Source organism: Flavobacterium sp. WV_118_3 (genome assembly GCF_039778605.1).
Taxonomy (GTDB): domain Bacteria; phylum Bacteroidota; class Bacteroidia; order Flavobacteriales; family Flavobacteriaceae; genus Flavobacterium.
The window spans coordinates 197,396-218,672 of record NZ_CP156060.1 but is presented as its reverse complement, the minus strand read 5'-3'; the positions used below and the strand labels follow the sequence as shown (position 1 = coordinate 218,672).

At 38.5% G+C, this 21,277-nt stretch carries 14 protein-coding genes; 3 read left to right on the top strand and 11 right to left on the bottom strand.

Annotated elements, in window-relative coordinates:
* Window positions 1-120 precede the first annotated feature (120 nt).
* Entirely contained in the window at window positions 121-534 is a 414-nt protein-coding gene (locus tag ABFU83_RS00920; RefSeq protein WP_136403029.1) for a Fur family transcriptional regulator, read from the top strand.
* On the opposite strand, the gene radC is transcribed toward ABFU83_RS00920, so the two are convergent.
* On the bottom strand, window positions 526-1,224 hold the full coding sequence (gene radC, locus ABFU83_RS00915) for a DNA repair protein RadC (RefSeq protein ID WP_347068193.1): 699 nt from the start codon (window positions 1,222-1,224) through the stop codon (window positions 526-528). The two genes, ABFU83_RS00920 and radC, sit on opposite strands and share 9 nt — an antisense overlap.
* Window positions 1,225-1,688: 464 nt before the next feature.
* On the opposite strand from radC, the gene ABFU83_RS00910 reads away from it, so the two are divergent.
* Complete coding sequence (locus ABFU83_RS00910) at window positions 1,689-7,445, top strand: TcdA/TcdB catalytic glycosyltransferase domain-containing protein (RefSeq protein WP_347068191.1); 5,757 nt, start codon at window positions 1,689-1,691, stop codon at window positions 7,443-7,445.
* Window positions 7,446-7,546: 101 nt separating this feature from the next.
* Here ABFU83_RS00910 and murC read toward each other — a convergent pair whose 3' ends face one another.
* The 9 genes from murC to ABFU83_RS00865 all read right to left on the bottom strand — a co-directional run bounded on the left by murC (window position 7,547) and on the right by ABFU83_RS00865 (window position 18,985).
* A complete protein-coding gene (gene murC, locus ABFU83_RS00905; RefSeq protein WP_347068189.1) occupies window positions 7,547-8,902 on the bottom strand; it encodes a Mur ligase family protein in 1,356 nt (451 codons plus the stop codon).
* 2 nt (window positions 8,903-8,904) lie between these two features.
* Window positions 8,905-9,600: a tetratricopeptide repeat protein gene (locus tag ABFU83_RS00900; protein WP_347068187.1), complete on the bottom strand. Its 696-nt coding sequence runs from the start codon at window positions 9,598-9,600 to the stop codon at window positions 8,905-8,907.
* A 47-nt stretch (window positions 9,601-9,647) separates the two neighbouring features.
* Window positions 9,648-10,661, bottom strand: coding sequence for a hypothetical protein (locus ABFU83_RS00895; protein WP_347068185.1), 1,014 nt, complete (start codon window positions 10,659-10,661; stop codon window positions 9,648-9,650).
* Between the two features lie 22 nt (window positions 10,662-10,683).
* Window positions 10,684-12,918, bottom strand: a complete 2,235-nt coding sequence (locus ABFU83_RS00890; RefSeq protein ID WP_347068183.1) for a hypothetical protein — start codon at window positions 12,916-12,918, stop codon at window positions 10,684-10,686.
* Window positions 12,919-13,081: 163 nt separating this feature from the next.
* Window positions 13,082-15,229, bottom strand: a complete 2,148-nt coding sequence (locus ABFU83_RS00885; RefSeq protein WP_347068182.1) for a S46 family peptidase — start codon at window positions 15,227-15,229, stop codon at window positions 13,082-13,084.
* A gap of 191 nt (window positions 15,230-15,420) precedes the next feature.
* Window positions 15,421-16,422, bottom strand: a complete 1,002-nt coding sequence (gene obgE, locus ABFU83_RS00880; protein ID WP_347068180.1) for a GTPase ObgE — start codon at window positions 16,420-16,422, stop codon at window positions 15,421-15,423.
* 42 nt (window positions 16,423-16,464) lie between these two features.
* Window positions 16,465-17,688 (bottom strand): hemolysin family protein, encoded by a 1,224-nt coding sequence (locus tag ABFU83_RS00875; protein WP_347070188.1) that lies wholly within the window; start codon window positions 17,686-17,688, stop codon window positions 16,465-16,467.
* Window positions 17,689-17,834: 146 nt separating this feature from the next.
* Window positions 17,835-18,407, bottom strand: a complete 573-nt coding sequence (locus tag ABFU83_RS00870; RefSeq protein WP_347068178.1) for an adenylate kinase — start codon at window positions 18,405-18,407, stop codon at window positions 17,835-17,837.
* A 47-nt stretch (window positions 18,408-18,454) separates the two neighbouring features.
* On the bottom strand, window positions 18,455-18,985 hold the full coding sequence (locus ABFU83_RS00865) for a phosphoribosyltransferase family protein (RefSeq protein ID WP_347068176.1): 531 nt from the start codon (window positions 18,983-18,985) through the stop codon (window positions 18,455-18,457).
* 119 nt (window positions 18,986-19,104) lie between these two features.
* Here ABFU83_RS00865 and ABFU83_RS00860 point away from each other — a divergent pair, with 119 nt between their 5' ends.
* Complete coding sequence (locus tag ABFU83_RS00860; protein ID WP_347068174.1) at window positions 19,105-19,644, top strand: hypothetical protein; 540 nt, start codon at window positions 19,105-19,107, stop codon at window positions 19,642-19,644.
* 51 nt (window positions 19,645-19,695) lie between these two features.
* Here the strand turns inward: ABFU83_RS00860 and ABFU83_RS00855 are convergent, their stop codons facing one another.
* On the bottom strand, window positions 19,696-21,243 hold the full coding sequence (locus tag ABFU83_RS00855) for a choice-of-anchor J domain-containing protein (protein ID WP_347068172.1): 1,548 nt from the start codon (window positions 21,241-21,243) through the stop codon (window positions 19,696-19,698).
* Between the last annotated feature and the right edge of the window lie 34 nt (window positions 21,244-21,277).

The window sequence follows — 21,277 nt, the reverse complement described above, 5'->3', positions numbered from 1 at the left end:
GTTGCACTATCTATTCGTTTTAAAAAAGAGCCTTTCCGAGACCAAAGCATCGTATTTTGATTTTTTGTAATTTTGTTGCAAAGGCTTACAAAACAATAGCACAACCTGTTCATTTTAAAGATGGCTGAAAAAAAAATCAAAAGAGAACGTAGCTCAGGCACCAAAACTGCGATACTAGAGCTATTAAAGGCACAAAATACGGCCTTAGCCCATAAAGATTTCCACAATCATTTTGGAAACACATATGACAGGGTTACAATATACCGGGCATTGGACCGACTCGTTGACGAGGGAAAACTCCACAGAATTACAAACCTTGATGGGGTTATTCAATATGCCTTATGTAAGGAATGTGAATCCAAAGATCAGTCACAACACAATCACGATCATGTTCACTTTAGTTGTGAAAAATGTAAAAAAACAACTTGTATGGATTCTATTGCTATCCGGATTAATTTACCTTCCGGATATACTGTTCGGGAGCAGCAAATTTTAATTAGTGGGGTTTGTCCGGAATGTAATGCCTTAGAGTAATCTTTCATCCCGAAAACTAAAGTATTCGCTTTCGGTTACGATAATATGATCGAGTACCATGATATCGAGATAATCTCCGGCTTCTTTTAGTTTATAGGTAATATTAATATCGGTTTCACTGGCTTTTAGAGATCCCGAAGGGTGATTATGAGTCAGGATCACACCGGTTGCGCTATGTTCGAGTGCTGTTTTAAAGATTAGTCTTGGATCTACGAGAGTAGCGGTCAAACCGCCTTTACTGATTTGGTATTTATGAATTAATTTATTAGAATTGTCTAAAAGGAGAATCCAGAATTCTTCATGGCCCAGTTCTCCGATGATGGGTTGCATGATTGCGAAAACGGATCTGCTGGACATAATAATCGGGAGGTTCCATTTACTTGCTTCTGCTTTTCTTCTTCTCCCTAATTCCAAAGCGGCTATTATGGTTACTGCTTTGGCTTGCCCAATACCTTTAAAGGACATTAATTGCTTTACGGATAGTTTCCCTAGGGTGTTTAAGTTATTACCCGCACTGCTCATAATTTTTTTGGAAAGATCCAGGGCGCTTTCTTTTTCACTACCGGATCGTATCAGGATGGTTAGTAATTCGGTGTTACTTAAATTGGTTCTACCTTTTTCGATTAGTTTTTCTCGGGGCTGATCGGAAGGAGCCCAGTCTTTAATTGGGATGTAATTGATTATTTCCATTTGGCGTATATTTATTTGCTTACAATACTAGTTTGGCTTAAAATCCGTTTCTCTAATAAAATAAAGTTATGATTTTTTTTCTGGTTTTTCTATTCCTAACCTACCCAATAACAGCCACATTTTCCCCTTTAATTCCCTTTTAAAACAGACAAGAGATCGCAATAAACAAACCTTTTCATAGACAATTATTTAAAATAAAAGGACAATTCAAATAAACCTCAAAAAGTTACAACAAACAAATCTACATTTGAGTATTTCTCTTTAAACAAGTTATTAACAATCGTAAGATTATAGTGATTTTCCTCGAATTTAAAAATCTAAGTTAGCGACTTCGTCTTAAAATACGATCAGTACGTACATACCAAAACAACTCTGGTTTTCCCTCCTCTTAAAGACAAATCCCTTCAAAAAAGAATAAGTTATACATTATATCACATTCATTATAAACTTAAAATTTCAGATTTATGTTAACACCGGCAGTTATTACTTGGGATGATTTCGTAAGCCAGATTATAGACTTATCGCAAACACCCGAACTTCGAGAAAGACTTAAAGAATATTGTAATAGTCCGATATTTACATCGCTTAGAGAGCATCTGGGTACTTATCATGCGTTACCCGATCTCCAACGGCAAGGAGAAGAAGGTTTTAAGTTATTATCTACAATTCATAACGATCTCGAAGTTACAGAAAATGTGACCCTTACTTTTATTCAAGAACTCTTTAACTCTCCCCTTACCCTTCTAATGTACAATACTATCTTTCAGGGTGAGAAGTCCATTGTACAGCGGAACATTCTTGCTTTAGGGATTCAGCATCCCGATGTGGAAGATGTATTTCATTTGGTAAACATCTCGCCTACTTTTACGGGATACGATATGGGAAATATAGAAGCCTGGATAATAGCCCAAAGCAGAAAGCCCAATCCTTCTACCATCCGTTTGTGGATAGATCAAAATAATTATCTTGTATATGATTTATATGTTGAAATCTATAAGACCGCCACTCGTCAAGCAATAGAAAAATGGAGAAACTTACATCCGGAAAGAATAGCTGATCTGGAACGGTTCAAAACTATAGAAGAACAAATAGTACAAATACATCAGGCCTATCTTCAGAATCCGACTCTTGCATTATTACTACAGCATGCAACCCTATTAGAGGAACATATGCAATTAGAAATAGAAACCCGTGCTTATATCGAGGCGTTTAAAGCCGACATTGCATCAGAAGGAATTCTTCTTCAAGACAACGCCTATCATTTCATCAAAGATCAGCCTCGTGAACAGTGGGACAGATTGCGCTTACAATTCATGGCAGAACAATTAAATGTTCCTAGAGAATTACTAGAAAATTACGCCCAAAAAACAACTCTCTATCACGAACGACTAGATATGATTCGGAGTGAATTTACCGGAAAATACCCTAATTTTTCCTTAAATGACGTACAGGATGCTTTCGGAGCAGTACCCGAATTAGATCGTTACTACAATCGGGAGCTATTATTACGTATGGATTATCGATGTGCCCATAATCTTCTCAGTTTAATGGTATTAAAATTACAAGGCGGAAACATCATTGAGACCGGCACTTTACCTGAATTTAACCAGAGTATAATGAATATAATTGAATTACATGTGCTGAGAGAAGTTCCCGTTCCGGGACAAGAGGAACCTCGAATTATTAACATCTGTAAAGATCATAGATTAGTACTGGGAGCAATTAAAGAACGTACTGTAGAACTAAAAATACACCAATCTACACAAACTCCCGATCTCTGTTATAATAATTCAAGTGTGGAAGATCAGGTAATAATCGACTCAATATGGTCGGCAATAGAAGGGGTGCCTATTGAAGGTTTTTTTAAAACCATTGAACGAAACTCTATTTTTAAAGATTATGTCAAACTAACAGATGGAGCCTATCTCCCACAACAGTATTATACTTCCCGTCAAGTCGTTAGTTCTCGTTCCGATTCTGCCGGACTACAGGCGATCATAGAACATGTAATTGAGACTAACACAAAAATTGAGTTTATACTACCTGCTTTATCCATCCACAGAACAATTGAAAGTTTAAGAGCTTACAGAGATACCACCTTTTTTACTACTTTTTACCATTATTTGGATGCTGAATCTACTAACTTAAAAAACATGACAATAGAAGCCCAATGTCAATATCGCTTGGGACGATTCATGAATAATAGTGACAACAATAATGATGATTTATGCGGACCAACAGCAATACGATTAACCTTATACGATTTTTTTGCTTCACGATACAATCGCTCTACAGCTTCATTTCTGGAATCAGTCCAAATACAAGAACTTTTTCCTGATTATGCGCTTTATTTAGCAAATCGTTATCCTACGGTCTCGATACAAAATGCTATTGAACTAATAAACTCTTCCGCTTATGACTATCTGTATTCGGAGGCCGAGAATGTACTTTTCAGGCGGATTCAACGCGTACTAAAGTTTCAGGAATATTTTGAAACCAAAGCCCTGCATTTTTATCAATTAGCCAACAACCATGAATCCAAAACGTTACAATTCATACCGCAAGATCTCTTGTTATCATCCTTTGAATATCCGGAAGGTTTATGCTTGGGATTATCCATACTTCAGGGATTAACTGACGACTTAAACGCCAACGATATTTTCGCAGCCGATATAGCAGCAGTATCCGCATTACAGCAAAACAGATTGGACAATACACTATCAGTAGCTGATACACAACTTTACAAACAGTTTTCAGAACAATTAAGAAACCTAAACCGATCTGTAAATGCCGTCTTTTTTGATGAAAAAGAGACACTATTCAAAAATGCCGGAACTGCTTCTGTAGACCAATTAGCCACTGCAATAACAAAGCTCCCTTTTCAAAAAGACAGCCGCTTTTTGCTGGTTACACCCAATCACGGAATGACCTTGAGTCTTAAAGGAGACACATACACTTTTTATGATTCTAATATCGGTTTCGTAAGTTTCGAAAGTCTGGAAAAAACAGGCCTTTTTATTCAACAGCATTTGGATTTAATAACCGGGTTAGGAGATTATTACGAATTAACCCATAATGACGTCTATATTACCAGCTATCAAAATGCCGATTTGACTATTTTTAAAGAATTAAGCTATTTTACCGACATCATTAAACAGGGAGGTGTTTCGCTAACAATAGATATCCTAAAAGATCTAGACCACAAACATGGCTTTGTAAAATTTAAGGACATTAGTTTTAAACGTACAGAATTAGCTGCTATGGGCTGTCAATACAATTTGAATCCTGTAGATGAAAAAACGCCTTTCGAAGATTCGGACTTCTGGGATAAAGTTTCTTTTAATGCTCAGAAATTATACCGTTTCATTTACAATCACGAAATTGATACGGTTACAATTGACAGACTAAAAACTTTAGAGGCCAACGGAAAATTACCCACAGACGGTGGCGTATTACTGGCGGCGTATCTTACCGACGGAAAAGCCACAGGACATACAGAACCTTTACACTATGACATTTTAAGATCGGCAGAACAAATAGCTGATGCTTTTGATCGCTTTTCTATCAAACTAGACAATTTACTGGATAATTTAGGACTAAATCTTGAAAACTATAAATTCAAAAATAGCAACATTAAAAAATTAGACGATCACTTCTATCAAACAACCTTAGTTCATAAAAAAACCGGAAAAGAAGTCTCACTTTCACTCGATTGTACCGAATTTGAAAGAATAGTAAATAATCATGTGAATACCTTAGCAGAAGCAACGGAACCAGCCGTGGTTTTGGGCGGAGTCGGTTTAGGTTTAATGGGTTTAATACGAGGTGCTACAGCTCTTCGAGGCGGACACGGGAGTAGTTACGACATTGTCTCGGTGGCATTGGGTGGTAAACAACTGGCTGACGCTATACTGGGAACTGTAGCAATGACAATTATTGAAGACTCACTCGCAGAATCAGGCACCATTTTTACGTTTTCGATAGAAGGAACTATTGCTAATCTATGCGAACGAACGGCGTTACAAGTAGGTGGAATCGTTGGAAAACTTTTAACTTCAATTAGTATATTCCTAAAACTTCCGTTGATTGGTTTAAATATATGGGGATTATACGAGGATGTTACATATCTGAACTCGTCAGAAGGATCACAACGTGCAGTAGCAATCAGTCAATTGGTTATAGATTCTATAGTAGCAGCACTCACCTTAGCTTCTTTTGCGGTGCCCGAAGTAGCTGTACCGGTACTTATCATTAGTGCTTTGGGATTAGGAATTGACGCGCTTGTACAAAATCTGGCCAATGCTCATGAACGTTACTATCAATTTATAAAATGGCAGGATAATATGCGTGCTTTCGCCAACTTAAAAAGCAACAAGCCTGCTCCTGGAGTAATCGATCTTTCTCGGAATCAGATTCTTGGCAATATTAAATTAACACTTACCGACAATGAGAAAAAACCCTATCAATTAAGCTACACAAAATCCTGTGATAATGCTTTTCATTATGGACATCATCCCGATAAAACGCCGGAACAAGTACGAAAAGAAGTCGATTATGGTTATCCTTCTACCTCTCCTATTCCTCCATTTGCCCGGGAAGAGTTTATCAATCCGGATAATTTACCTTTTAGCATCGGCTCCGGGATTATTCAATTGGTAATATTAGGATTTGGAACGCGTTTTCAATTAATGTCGCAAGTAGAATATATATCCGATTGGCTTTTATATGATGACAGGAACAAAAGACAAAGCAGCGGATACTGGGAAACTTTTTATACCGCTCCGGAATACAATTCTATTCAACAAGATGGCTTGTCCTGTGAAGTAACGGGTAATAATGGCGACAATATCTTTATGATCCCCAATATTATTGACTGGTCCGATCCTGAAAAAGCTTCCGAAACGATCGAACGATTTGCTTCTTATCAATTTACAATTGATACCGGATTAGGAAACAATACTGTAACATTTGGACAAACAGGAACCTACGAGCTAATTGGCGGGACTGGAAATAACATTTTAGATCTTTCTCAATTGCAATTAAATTTCAAAGTCGATCTGGATATTACCAACTATCAGGATATTTATGATGGAGGCCGGTATGCAACAGCTATAAAAGCGTCTATTACTAATTTTAATACCGTAAAATGTCCCGCTTTTAACTTTAATCTGCATAGAGAAGCAACCATTAGAGGCGGCTCCAATAAACCAAACAACTTTATTGTTGGGAAAAACTCACAAGTAACCATTTACGGAAGAGGAGGTGGTAACACCTATATTGTTAGTGAAATTCCATTGCGAAAGCTCGAATATGCTCAGGAAATCAAATTATACCTGCAACCGCCTGTTACCGCTAATGATGACCACTCAAACATAACGGTAGAACGCATTCATTTTGAAGACTACAAACTTTTATATTTCAGCAACGTTACCTTTTTATTAGATACTAAATTAACACCTGTGCTCTCTTTAGAAGGTATTATACTACAATCTATCTATATAGAAGGGTTCACTTTAGTGGATAACGCAATCACTAATGTACTGTTCTCTACTAAAGACGGGTTTTCATTTTACTATGACGACAATCTCAAAAAAGGTGTAGTTACACAGGTCGATTTTGACAAATGGAATCTATACAATGAAGAAATGTTTAAACAGACATTCGATTTTCATTTCTTCAGCACCATCTACAAAGAAAAATTTGTCTTAGCAGATGATGTCGTTTGTATTAATAAGGCAGGAACCTTATTTATGAACCAAAGCAATAAAAAAGGAATATTATTCGCAAATTTAAAAACAGAAATAATTACTATCCCGAAGGAATTCAAAGAATTTTCATGGACGGTAGCTACAAACCACGCAATACACACTATTAGCATCCAGAATTTTATGTGTAATACCGAAAAGCCAATGATCGTTTTTGACGGACATTCTTTAATTAATATTAAAAACACTATCGATTTATCTGACTTTGGAAAAACGTATACACTGGTTGTTAGTAAACAACGAAATGCGTTATTAGTAACACTTATCAATACTGATCCAAATGAACAACTAATAATTTTCTTTAAAGATATTTTTAATCAGAATATCACACAGGCAATAGCCAATTCGGATATCGTATTGCGAAGAGATACTAATAATGTTTTAAAAATAAGTGCCTTATTGGAACTTTGCAAAAACTATATCCATGAGACACTTACGATCCCGTTTGTTGTATAAAACCGCATACAAAACTTTCTGTTTTTGTTTTGTACAGTATCGCTTTTAGTTATCTTAGAACTGCCTTAAATAATAAAAATCAGCAGTTCTAAGATTTCTTTTTACAGTATCAATTTCTTTACATCGTCGAAATCCAGTCCGCCGTAATTTCCGGAACTCATTAATAAAAGTGCCGTATTATCCAGGTTAAGATTAAAAAGATACTGTTTAAAATCTTCCGGGTTGGTGTAAATAATTAGGTCTTCCCTATTGAATGCTTTAGCAATCTGTTCATAGGTTATCGTTTCCAGTCGTTTGATCTGAACCGCTTCCGGCGAATAAAACACCACAGCGGTATCAGCGGCATTCAAGGCGCCTTGATATTCTTTTAAAAATTCGGCATTCAAACTACTGTACGTATGCAACTCCAAACAAGCAATCAGATTCCGATTTGGATATTGTTCTTTTACGGCCTTAGTCGTCGCGGCTACTTTACTTGGTGAATGCGCAAAATCTTTATAAGCCACTTTACCTTTACCTTCCGCGATTTTTTCCAGACGTTTGGAAGCGCCTTTAAAACTTGCAATGGCTTCGTAAAAATCGGCTTCATCAACACCCATATTCTGACAAATCCATTTTGCTCCGGCAAGGTTATTCAGGTTATGCGCTCCGAAAACTTCGATTGGCATCGGTCCTTCCGGTGTTGCCAATAACGTTGTTCCGTCTTCCACGGTGTAATCGGGGGTATGATATGGAATTTTACGGATTGGATTGGTCGCTTCTTCCGCTACTCTTTTTACTTCCGGATCATTTTCATTATAAACCAATATACCGCCATTAGTAATTTTCCGGATAAAAATTGAGAATTGCTCTACATAATTTTCATAGGTCGGAAACACATTGATATGATCCCAGGCAATTCCACTGATCAATGCAATATTCGGTTGGTATAAGTGAAATTTTGGCCGTGGATCCATTGGAGATGACAGATATTCATCGCCCTCCAGAACGATAAAATCATTATCGGTCGTAAGATGCACCATAGTATCAAACCCCTCCAATTGTGCGCCCACCATATAATCCACATCGATATTATGATAATGCATTACATGAAGAATCATTGAAGTAATGGTGGTTTTCCCGTGGGAACCGCCAATTACAACCCGGGTTTTATCTTTTGACTGTTCGTACAAAAATTCAGGATACGAATAAATTTTCAATCCCAATTCCTGTGCTTTTAACAATTCGGGATTATCGGCTTTGGCGTGCATTCCTAAAATAACCGCTTCAATATCGGATGTGATTTTCTCAGGGAACCATCCCATTTCTTCCGGTAGTAATCCTTTGTTTTGTAAACGGGTTTTGGAAGGTTCGAAAATAGCATCATCACTTCCGGTTACCTTATATCCTTTGCTATGTAAAGCCAGTGCCAGATTGTGCATGGCACTTCCTCCGATAGCGATAAAATGTGTACGCATTTCTATGTTTTTTTCTTTTGATACAAATCTAAGGTTTGTTTTGCTTTTTCCGGCATCTTCATTTTATTTTTATACAAATCGGCCAGACGTTGGTAGGTCACTTTTGACTGACCAATGGACACGGCTTTGATAAAATATTTTTCCGCTTCGGGATACCGCTTGAAATATTCGGCAATATGCCCTTTGGAAAGATACCCATCTACCGGTGAAATGACCATTAATTCATCCGAATAGCGCTGTGCTTTTTTTTCGCTTCCGCCCAGTATTCCCGGAAGTTCCAGATAAAAAATCACCAGTGCCCAACGCGATTCGACCTGTTTCGGATCCAAACGCACCGCTGTAAGAAACGCTTTTTCGATCGGATCGATCATCCCAAACGCTTTAAACCTACTAACCGATTTGGCTTTCATCGCCATTGCGCCTCCATATTTATAATAATACCCGGCATTTTTAGGATATTGAACCGTCAGTTTCTGATAACAGGAAATCGCTTCATCCCACTCTTTTTTATGAGCGGCAATATCCCCGGTATATTCCATCGCCCGGGCATTCTCCGGATTTTCTTTTAAAACCGTTGTAAAATAAGGTTTCGCATCATCATATCGAGCCTGATCAAACAATTGAATTCCCTTTTCGAGATTCCCTTGTGCCCAAACTACAAAAGGCAGTAGTAGTATTATATAAACGAATCGCCTCATGTTTCAAAAGTACTATATATCTTGATCATTTTCCAAACCTCTAAAAACTAAAACCAAGCAGCCACTTTTTTAAAAAATTTTTGTTCCTTATTATAAGGTGCTATATTAAAATCGTCCAAATCATAAAATATAATTTCATCCGGTCGATTCGCTACATTATCCTGTAAATCATCGGCCATATTTTCCAAATCGTCTTTTGCAATCGTCTCCATTTTAAGTTGGTCGCCTTCTTTAAAATAATTGCCGCCACGGATCACGCTTTCCACAACAGTAAAATACATGCCATCCGTTCTTTTAAAATGCGGATCGTTTTCAAGAGCCACCACATCAATTTTACTAATCACCTTAATCACCCGATGATTCCGAATATGAATTCCCCAACTGTAGATTGGCAAAGCCACATCGAGTGCTAACGGGAACTTTTTTAGACTTTTGATATAGCTTTGTGCCACTTCCCGATCGTAAATGGAATTTCGATTATCGGGCGCGATACTCCCCATATTGTAGTACATCAACACCCCTTTATCCACATTGGGAATCCCGGTTTTGCCGTAGTATTTTACCTGATGTAACCGAATGGTCGCCGATAATCTTTTGGCACTAACCGCCTTTAAGTATTCGACAAACTTTAAATAACGGTCTTTGCTTTTTAACGTCCAGTCGCAATCCACCTGGATTTCGTCCCATGCAATTCCATATTTGGCATTGACTTTTCCGATATACGCATTGACATTTTCAGCCAACTTCCGCAAGTCGACCGTTGGTTCGAGCATGACTTGATTTTTGATATAAATCACCGGTACCACTTTATAAGCATCCGGTTTTTCGGCAAAGTTTATCGGCGATACCGGTACCGCTTCTTTTCCGGTAAGACCAATATCGAAATAACGGATATAGATTTTACCGACGTTATTTTCTGTCAGCACCTTTTTCTCATTTTCCGTTAATTTAAAAATGGTTTTCCAGTAATAGAATGCGACGTTTGGATCTCCTTTTTCCGACCTATTCGAACAAGCCGAAAACAATCCTACGCATAGGATCATTGCAATGATTTGCTTCACTTTTTACGTAATTCCTTTTTGATTATTCCATTCCGAGGTATTTCCGGAAATAGCCACATTCTTTGATCACTTCTTTATAATACTGCGTATTCGAATACTCCGATTTTAGTTTTTTAAACCCATCCCAAGCCAAAAAGTTAACTTCCTCATCCTCTTTAAAATCTTTACTTCTGGGATGACGACCGGAATAGAACTCGTTTCGTTCGCATTTGGCCATCATATACATGCATTTTGCTTTTTGTTCCGGCGTGGTTGCCGCAGCAAATGCTTTTTTATAATAGGCGTTCGCCAGACCTGTGTTGATTAAAATCGGTTGGTAAAAGTCATCGATATAGTTTCCGAATTGTTCCATGACAACGCCATAGTAGAAAGCACGGGCATTTCCATAATAACTCATATTATAAAAGGCATTACCCAATAACAGGTTATTGCTATAGACATCTTCCCCTTTTGCCAGTTTATCCTGCATCTCTTTCATTTTTTGCAACAAACTAAGCTTGGTATATTTCACCTTCTGATAAGCCGCATGATCACAATCGTTACAATCCTTAATCTTACCATTAAACGGATTACCCCATAACGAATCTTTTCTACTTTCGGACTGCTCCATATAGGTAATTGCCTGATCGATTTTATTGTTATAAGCACTTATCACGCCTTGATAATCGTAAATATCGGACACCGTCACATTATACAATTTTAAGGCCATTTGTTCCCATTCATTTTTAGCAGCCTTGTTAAAAAAAGCTTTCATGGCTTCCTGATTTTCAAACGTATAATAATAGGTTTTGTCGTGTAAAAACAATTCCGACAGCACTCCGTTTTTTTGTTCTTTATAAAGTGCTGCTATATATTGCAAACTCCATTCTTTGGCTTTTTCATAACGAAAAGGATCATCATACTTTTTCTCCTCCGGAAGTTCCTGATACAACCACTTAAGTTCTTTTAGCAGAGCTGCTTCCGATTTTGCATTCATTTTAGTGGTGCTACTAATATTATTGATCAACTTTAGAAGACGTAATTGCATGTTCGAAAGTTCGGTTTTCGGTGCTTTACTTTCGGCCTTTTCAAACAATTTGGCCGCTCGTTTATAATCGCCTTTAAAGATATTCAGGTAACCCGCCGCGCTATTCCACAAATAGGGTTTTGCCGTTTGAGATTCGTCTGCAATTTTATCGACCAAAGCCACCATACCTTTATTTAGGCTATCATTGACCTTCTTCTTATATTCCGCAACCTTTTTAAATCCATTGTCATTGAGTCGGATTTCTTCCTTATTTACAAGACGTGTTAACAGATATTCAAGATGTTCACTTTTTGGATTTAATTTATAGATCTCAGCGATCGCTTTTTGTTCGTCGGCATAATACCCCAAAAGCGCCCACAAGGCTATTTTTTCATCCGTGTTTTGTGCCAACTGCAACGACGCATCAAAATCGGATTGTTCCTGCGGATGGAAATTATAGGTCGTCGTCCGGCGAAGTGTCGGACATTTATCGAAAACCACCGCATAAAGGTAATTGGCTTTTACATAGTTTTTTTGCTTGTAATAGATGCCGGCCACATATGATAATCCGCGGAAATATAGGGTATTTTTAGGCATACTGTTTTGTGTCTTTCCAAAAAAAGTGATGCCTTTGGGTTTGATATCACTATAGAAATAAGCCTTCATAGTTTGAAACCAATACCGGTTTTTTAAAAAGGCATCTTGCGTTTGTTCGAATTTAGTTTCAACCGTTTTGATCCACTTTTCCGGTACCGCTACAACCTTTCGGTTTTCGGCTTCCCAAGGGTCATACGAATCTGTAGTGTACTTATCGATTTGTCGGGCATAATACATAAACTCTAAAAAGTCTTTTACCTTTTTATTTTTCAGGTCGATTTTAAAATCGGGAAAAGCCGACTTCTTTTTGTGAAAAGCCACATGATACAGATCGTCCACTTTAACTCTGGAACTATCATTTAAGATCAGATACGATAGTTTTTCTCTGTTGATCGCACCTCCGAGGTACGTATCCCATTCGGTCACAATAGCGTCATTAAACCGTCCCGTAAAATCCCCATCGTAGCCATCATAAAACATTTCATCCGAATAGAACAATGGAGAATACGATGCATCTACATAAACTTCCGGAGTAAAACTGGACTGGTAATTATATCCCCAATCACCATCAGCGCAAGCATAGATCACCGTATAGGCTACTCCTGCTAAAAGACTACAACCCAGCAACCATTTTTGTAAAGAATTCCGAATCATTGGCATCTGTTTTAAAGGTAAAGTATCGTTTCAAATACGGTATTAAACTTACAAAATTCGTACCGATACTGACCAAACAATTTTTCGGAATATTTAGTATGTTATATCAATAAAAAAACCGCTTCGAATTGAAGCGGTTTTATAGTTAGAAAACGAATCGGAATTATTTCACGATTGTCATTTCGTCAACGATGTGTTTTGCATTGGAGAACTTGTCGATCACCCATAATACATAACGAATATCCACGTTGATAGTTCTTTGTAAGTTTTTGTCAAAGATCACGTCACCCGCCATCGCTTCGATGTTTCCGTCGAATGCCAAACCGATTAATTCCCCTTTACCGTTTAATACCGGAGAACCAGAGTTACCACCTGTAATATCGTTATCGGTTAAGAAGTTCACGTGCATAGAACCGTCTTTATCTGCATAACGACCGTAGTCTTTTACTTTGTTCATGTCCATTAAACGAACCGGTAAGTCGAATTCTTCGTCACCTTTTTTGTATTTTTTAACCATACCGTCCATAGTCGTATAGTTATTTACTTTCGCATCATTACGTTTGTCAGCTGGCAAAGCGCGAACTTTTCCGTACGTTAAACGTAGTGTTGAGTTTGCATCCGGATATTTGATAGGACCTAATTTTGAATCACGTAATCCTTGAACCAATAAACGGAAAGATGCTCCGAAATCGTTTTGTGCTTTAGAGATCACTTCCGATTTTGCGTTGTAGTGGTTTAATAAGTCATTCGACAATACTACTAACGGATCGTTTGTAATCGTAGTCGCGTTAGGGTTTTGTAAAAACGCTTTTACTTTTTCCGGAGAAGCGAACACACTGCTATCAAATGCATTGTTTACATATTTTGTAAAATTGTTGTTGTTCTCTTTTCCTAATTTCTCTACCATTGGCGCCAATGTATATCCTGCTTTTGTAGCATATAGGTTTAACTGACCCGCAAGGATATCTTTTTCAGCCGGAATATACGCTTCTTTGTAGAATTCGTCGATCATTTCAACAAGACCCGGGTACATTTCTTTACGTTTGGCTTCATCTGCTTTTGCGTAATTTTCCAATTGTCTACCCATAGTTCTTGAAATCGTACCGAAAGCACTAGAACGTAACATCGTCATTAAATAGTTATCATGACGTGCTTTTTCATTTGTTAAAGCATAGTATTTATTGATGGTTTCCACCACATGACCATACTTTTCTTTGTTTTCTTTCTGATTCGCCCATTTGTCGAATTTCGCTTCCTGAGCTGCTTTTGTTTTAGCAGTACCGAATTTTGTTAACGCGTCGATCATTCCCTGACGGTTTTTCCAGTAGTTTGCCAATGACGCATATTTAGAGGCATACATTAAACGTACCGCATCGCTTTGATCCATATGGGTTTTCATTTTATCCATTCCCATTTTTGAACCTTCAACCCAAGCCGGGTACGCGAATTTTACGTTTTGCTCGATTCCGCCAGCTGGCATCCAACGGTTTGTTCTACCTGGATATCCTAAGATCATTGCGAAATCATTTTCTTTTACACCACCAAGGTTAACCGGTAAGTGGTGTTTTGGTTGTAATGGCACATTGTTTGGAGAATATTCAGCCGGGTTTCCGTTTGCATCTGCATACACACGGAACATAGAGAAGTCACCTGTGTGACGTGGCCACTCCCAGTTATCGGTATCTCCACCAAATTTTCCAATATTTTCAGGAGGCGTTCCTACTAAACGTACATCTTTATAATCCTGATACACGAAATAGTAATATTCGTTACCCTGGAAAAACGGACGAACCGAAACGGTGTATTTCCCACCTTCGTTGTTTTCTTTTTCAATAAGTGCAATTTCTTTGTTGATTGCTGCTTCACGCTCAGCCTCAGTCATTTTATCGTTTACTTTCGATAAAATTCTTTTTGACACATCGTCCATACGAACGAAGAAACGAACGAATAAGCTTTTCGGTTTTAGTTCTGCTTTTCTGTTGGCAGCCCAGAAACCATTTTTAAGGTAGTTGGCTTCCGGAGAAGACAATTCTGCGATTGCATCATAACCACAGTGGTGGTTTGTTAATACCAATCCGTCTTTAGAAATCATTTCGGCAGTACAACCTCCGTTAAACTGAACGATTGCATCTTTAAGACTGTGGTGGTTAATACTGTAGATTTCCTCAGCGGTTAACTGCAATCCCATTTTTTGCATATCCCTGTGGTTTAAACGCTCGATAAACATCAAAAACCACATCCCTTCGTCTGCTCTAACACTTGCAGGTACAAGCAGTATCGTAGCAATTAAGGATAAAATAATTTTTTTCATAATAAATCTGTTATTTTTAGTGACGCGAATATACCTCTTTTTAAGAATTTTATAAAAAAAAGGGTTTATAAAAATCTATAACAAAATAACTTTAACTTTTTATTTTACTATCTATTGATCAAAACTGACATAAAATAAAAAGAGGCCTCCGAAACGGACCCCTCTTTTTACTATTTTTTATAGCTATCGTGTTACTGATTAAGCATTTGCCATAATTTATCTTTTAACTCGGTTAATCCCTGTTGGGCAACCGACGAGATAAACAAATACGGAATTCCTTTAAATTCCTTATCCAATTGTGCTTTCATTTCGGCTTTTAACTCGTCGTCGAGCATATCCGATTTCGAAATCACAACCAAACGATCCTTATCCAACATTTCCGGATTGTAACGACGTAACTCATCCAACAAAATATCGTATTCTTTTTTGATATCCGGAGCATCCGCCGGAACCAGAAACAACAAGGTTGAGTTTCGTTCGATATGGCGTAGGAAATAATGTCCTAATCCTTTACCTTCGGCCGCACCTTCAATGATTCCCGGAATATCGGCAATCACAAACGATTGAAAATCGCGGTACGCCACAATTCCCAGATTCGGTTTTAAAGTCGTAAACGGATAATCGGCAATTTTTGGTTTCGCCGAAGTCAATACGGATAATAAGGTCGATTTTCCGGCATTCGGAAATCCTACCAGTCCGACATCGGCCAATACTTTTAACTCCAGGATCACATCCATTTCTTCGGCCGGCATACCCGGTTGCGAATAACGCGGTGTCTGGTTGGTTGAACTTCTAAAATGCCAGTTCCCCAAACCACCTTTACCTCCTTTTACAAGGATCTTTTTTTCACCGTCTTCGGTTATTTCAAAAAGTATTTCATTGGTTTCTTTGTCGCGTACCACTGTTCCCAATGGCACTTCGATATATTTATCGTCTCCATCGGCACCGGTACTTCTCGCACTACCACCGTCTCCTCCGTGTCCGGCTTTGATATGGCGTGCAAATTTAAGGTGAAACAATGTCCAAAGACCTTTGTTCCCAACCAGATATACGTGACCACCGCGACCACCATCTCCACCATCGGGACCCCCTTTTTCAATAAATTTCTCCCGATGCAAATGCGTAGACCCTTTCCCTCCTTTACCGGAAGAAACATAAATTTTTACGTAGTCTACAAAATTCCCTTCTGTCATTTAATTTTATTTTGTTTTTCAATAGTAAGCACTAAAAGCAGCTTACTCTTTTAATGAGCGTACTAATACTTTATCGATTTTCACACCGTCCATGTCGATCACTTCCAGTTCCATTTTATTCCAGATCAGCTTTTCGCCAACTTTTGGAATATAGGACAATTCGGTCATGATCAATCCGCTTACAGTTGTAACGTCATAATCGTTAATCAGATCATCCATATCGAAATAGGTCAGGAAGTCGTGCAACGAATAATGTCCGTCTACCAACCAGGTTCCGTCTTCGCGGGCTACCAGCTGAAATTCCTCTTCGTAGAACTCGGCTGCATCACCAACAAGTGCTTCCAGAATATCGTTTAGTGTAATAATCCCTTGTACCACACCATATTCGTCGGTAATCAGAGCATAATGTACTTTCGTTTTCTTAAAAAGCTCCAGTGCTTTATAGGCCGACGTATGTTCAATAAGGTAAACCGGTTCTTTCACAATCGCCTTCAGGTCGAAATCGCCTTTTTCAAAACTCGCAAACAAGTCTTTTAACAACACGACACCAACGACCTCATCCAGATTGTCTTCACACACCGGATATACGGAGTGGATTTCTTCCAGCACCTTTTCTTTTTGTTCGTTTACATCATCTTCCAACGACAGATACACCACTGCTTTACGATGCGTCATCAGGGAATTAACCTTACGGTCACCGATATGGAAAACACGTTCCACGATGTCCTGTTCGATTTCCTGCACTTCCCCGCCTTCGGTACCTTCTTTAATGATGGCTTTAATTTCTTCTTCGGTTACTTTCCCATCGGCCGTTGGCTTAATTTTCAACACGTTTAGCACAAAATCGGTCGATGCGGTCAACAACCAGATAAAAGGTGCCGTTACAATCGAAACCACTTTCATCGGGACCGCTACCGTTTTAGCAATCGCTTCCGGGTAATTTAATCCGATTCGTTTGGGTAGTAACTCCCCTAAAACCAGGGAGAAAAACGTTAAAATCACAACTACAATACCTACAGCCAGTGTTTGCGAATAAGGTCTGAACATTTCAAATCCTTCTAAAAACAGTTTTACGTCGCCGGTAACGTTATCACCACTATAAATACCGGTTAGAATTCCGATTAGTGTAATTCCGATCTGAACGGTCGACAGGAATTTATTGGGTGAATTAGCCAGTTCTAAAGCTGTTTTTGCACTGGTATTTCCTTTTTTCGCGGCGGTTTCCAAACGGTTTTTACGAGCTGAAATAAGTGCTATTTCCGACATGGAGAAAACTCCGTTTAAAAGGATTAGAAAGAAAATTATTATTATTTCCAAAATTTAGGATTGTATATTAGTTATGATATCAGTTTTACCTGATTTTTTATTATTTTTTTATCGTTAGTATTCTATTTATTGTTCACCGGGACGGCTTATAATTTTTCAATTACATTGCTTAGTCTTTCGGTAATTTCGGCAATGGAACCGATTCCATTCACCGCGTGGAATTTTTGCTGTGCACTGTAATATTCCATTAGCGGCGCTGTTTTTTCGTTATATTCCTGGTAACGGTTTCTGATTTTTTCTTCATCCTGATCGTCCGGTCTTCCCGATGTTTTTCCTCTTTCCAACAATCGTTGTACCAGAATTTCATCATCGGCTTCCAACGCAATCGTTGCGGTTACTTCCCAGTTTTTGGAATTCAGGAACGCATCCAGCGCTTCGGCCTGTGCAATTGTTCTCGGAAAACCATCAAAAAGAAAACCGCTCGCTTCCGGGTTTTTCTCTACTTCATCCTGAAGCATTTTAATAGTAAGACTGTCCGGAACCAAATCGCCACGATCGATATAGGTTTTGGCTTCCTTTCCTAATACGGTTTCATTTTTAATGTTATAACGGAAAACGTCACCGGTTGAAATGTGTATTAAGTTGTATTTTTCTTTTAAAAATTCGGCTTGTGTCCCTTTTCCGGCTCCGGGCTTTCCAAATAATACGATATTAATCATTTTAATTAAATTGTTGTTATGATGGTTTTATAGTTATTTTTTCTGTGTTATTTTAATTGATAAACTTCCGGGATATTACGTCCTAATCCGTCGTAATCCAATCCGAATCCGACGATAAACTTATTTGGAATTTCCAATCCGATATAATCGATCGTGATATCCTTATCGTAGGCTTCCGGTTTGAGGAAAAGTGTCGCAAATTTCAATTGCTTCACGCCTTTATCTGCAAACATTTTCTGTAATTCCACTATGGTATTTCCGGTATCTACTATATCTTCAATGATCACTACCGATCTTCCGGTAATATCCTGATTTAAACCGATCAGTTGTTTTACCTCGTGTGTGGTTTGCATTCCGTCGTAAGAAGCCATTTTAACAAAGCTCAATTCACAATCGTGTTTATAGTGCTTCATAAAATCGGACACCACCATAAAGGCCCCGTTAAGTACACCTACAAAAACCGGTATTTCACCATTCATATCTTTTGCAACGGCATCGGCCATTTTCGCAATAGCGGCATCGATTTCTTTTGCCGAAAGAAACGGGACAAATTGTTTGTCGTGAAGTTGTATTTCCATTGTAACCTTTAGAATAATTGGCAAAGATACTAATTGCCGTTGGACAATTGATAATTAACAATTAAGAATTATAAATTTTTAAATTATTTTGTATTTTCGATGAAGATTTCAGGAAAAAAATGAACGAAATTTTATATAACAAAATCACAAACAGTACCGCTCATCGTGCCAGTCGGGAAGAAAACGCAGTTTATATCTTCAACAATCCATCATTATTTAACGATCTGTTTACGGTTGCAATAACAATAACCGACAAAAACCACCACAAAGCCTGCTGGATTATGGAGTTGGTACTCGAACAACAACTCGACCTGATTTTTCCCAAAAAAGACATTTTTTGCGCAACATTACCACAATTTCGCAATGAAAGCGCACTGCGCTCGATATCCAAAATCGCACTGTTTCTTGTCGACTATGACAATCGTAAAACAAAACTCCTTTCCGATAAAAATATTGAAATCATTACCGAAACCTGTTTTGACTGGCTGATCAACGACACCAAAGTCGCCTCAAAAGCCTACGCCATTCAGTCCTTATACTTATTAGGCATAGAAAACCCCTGGATTTACCCGGAATTAAAGCAGTTGCTACAGCAAGGCTTCCCCGATCATTCGCCGGCCTACCAAAGTGTAGCGCGAAAAATTCTTAAAAAGATATAAAAAAAACGACCCTTATAAAAAGAGTCGTTTCTCAGGATTAATTATCAAAAATTACTCTTTGATAATCTTAATTGTTTTTACCACATCTCCGGTAAATACTTTCACAAGGTAGTTCCCAGCAGATAAATTACTCATATCTACCTGAGCCTCGGAAAGGTTTATATTTTGTGACAATACTTTTTGCCCTAACAAATTGTAAATTTCAACAGATGAAATTGTTTGATCATATGCTAAGTTCAACATATTTTTAACCGGGTTCGGATAGGCTCTGAAATTCCCTTTATCAAATGTAGCAGCCGATAAAGCACTGCTCACCGTTACATCATCGAGATTAAGACCTCTTGCCCAGTTTGAAGTTCCTTCGAAAGCGATATAATAAGTAGCTGACGGATTTGGCAGCGATAAAGTCACCTGAGTCCAGGCTGCATGTTCCGTAGTATAGTCTGCTCCGATTTGAGTCCATGCACCGTTTGAACTTGTTTTGTAGTAAACACGCAACTCATCGATATCACCGAACCAGTTCACGTTAGCATAATAGAAACTCAATTGCGGACTGGATACCGCCGTTAAATCCAATGGAGGTGACACTAATTTTGTTTTGTTTCCGGTTGTAGTGGTTCTAAACTCCGCCATACGGGCACCTGTTCTCGGTGTAATGGAGCTATTTCCATTTGCCGTTACATACGCCCAGTTTGCCGTTCCGGAAACCGTTTGATTACTCCAACATGATGGAATGGTAGCGGCATCAAAACTTTCTGTAAAAGGAAACGCTGTTACCGATGCACAACTTGTTGTAAATGCTCTCGGACCTACCCAGGCACTAAAATTGCCACTTCCACAATTGGCACGAACATAATATTCATAAGCCGTATTTGCAGTTAATCCCGACAAAGTTGTAGCTGTAGCTCCTGTAACCGGTGGTGCAGCCGTACCGGAACCTGCAGTAAAACCAGGTGCCCCATATTGTACCTCAAAATTAGTTGTTCCCGCTCCCGGAGTCCAGGATATAGCAGCAGTGGCTTCAGTTACAGCATCAACAATCGGGTTTGTAGGCGCCAAACAACTTGGTAAAGCCGTTACTTCTACATCATCGATATCAAAATAGAACATATCGGTTGTAGTAGAATGAAACCCGATATAGATTGTTTGCCCGACATAAGCAGATAAATCATATTGGTATTGATAGAAAGAAGCCCCGCTTGCTGGCGCCACACTTGCAGCCAAAGTTGCTGTAAAATTAGCCGCAGCAGTACCGGTAGTTGAAATTTTCACGCTGATTGTTTCCGGATATAACGGGTCACGGCTTCTTGCCCAGAAAGTTAAGAAATCCGATACACCTGCCGTAACCGTTACAGCCGGAGTGACCAAATAATCATCGTGAGCAGTTGATCCATAACCGATAGCGGCTGCATTGGTTCCACTATGCGCACTAATACCGGTCGCCCCGGTAAAATTAACAATTACCCAGGTTCCGGTATCACCACCGTTAACAACGGTCCAACCGGTAGGAATAGTAGTTCCTCCGTCGAAGTTTTGCAGGAATTGTCCGTGACTTATAAACGGGACAAAAGCTAACATCATGAGTAGTCTTTTTACCATAATTTTAAGTTTTTTTCAATTAAACAAGTACACA